This window comes from Bacteroides intestinalis (genome assembly GCF_003464595.1).
Taxonomy (GTDB): domain Bacteria; phylum Bacteroidota; class Bacteroidia; order Bacteroidales; family Bacteroidaceae; genus Bacteroides; species Bacteroides intestinalis_A.
Map to the genome: position 1 here is coordinate 1 of NZ_QRZF01000062.1, position 971 is coordinate 971.

At 46.9% G+C, this 971-nt stretch carries 1 pseudogene; it reads left to right on the forward strand.

Features of this window, described 5'->3' with window-relative positions:
- Positions 1 to 971: pseudogene (locus tag DWW10_RS25830) on the forward strand (hypothetical protein); the annotation flags it as partial.

Here is a 971-nt window from a genome sequence, read left to right on the forward strand (position 1 = left end):
TTAAAAGTTCCGGGTAATGACGCCCAACACTATTCACTGACACTTCAGAAGCAGCAGGACGGCATATATACCTGTCAGTCTTCCGAGCAGTTACCATTGACTATTACCCGTCAGGTAGTGGATAAAGATGGCAAGCAGCGTATTAACGTTGTCATCAAGGCCTTGGATACTGTTTATTTCAACTATGGTGAGCAAATAAAAACCGGATACCGGCATTCTGATTGCCAGTTCTACATGCCCGGCTTCTGGTACCGCCAGAATCTTCGTTCTCCCGAAAAGGCCCCTTCTTTCCATACCTCGGATAGCTGGCTGGTACGCGAAGACCGTTTGAGTACTCCTCTGACTGCAGCCTTCAATTCAAGTAAAGGGAAGTCCATGTCAGTCATCCGCATTGACAAGTTTGACAAGGAGGCTTTGGCTACTCACAAAGAAGGTGAGGTCATTGTATCCGGTGAGACTTCCATCGGCTATACCGGCTTCGAGAACATAGGTGGCATGACTGTCCTTTCCTATGGTTTTCCTTATAAGGAAGCTCCCAAGACTTATATCCGTAAATTGACTCTTGCCCCCTCGGTTGAGGCTTTCCAGCTGCTTCGCAAGGGTGATAGCATTACCCTGACCTGGGAACTGTCCGAGATTGATGCTGCCGACTTCTCCGAGTGCGTACAACGTACCTGGGAGTATTGCTATGACACGAACCGTCCCCAACCGGTCAATACCCCTTATACGGTGGACCGTATGAAAGATGTACTGAGCAACTTCTTTGTGGAGAGTTATGTGAATACTACTCCTACCCATTATTATTCGGGCGTTGAGTTGAAAACAGTTACCTGCGATAATACGGATGTTGCTGAAGTCGGCTTTGTCGGTCGTACATTGCTTAATGCTTTCAATGCATTGGAATACGGTTTCCAGCAGAAACGTCCTGAACTTGTGAACAGTGCTAACAGTATCTTTGATACTTATCTTAC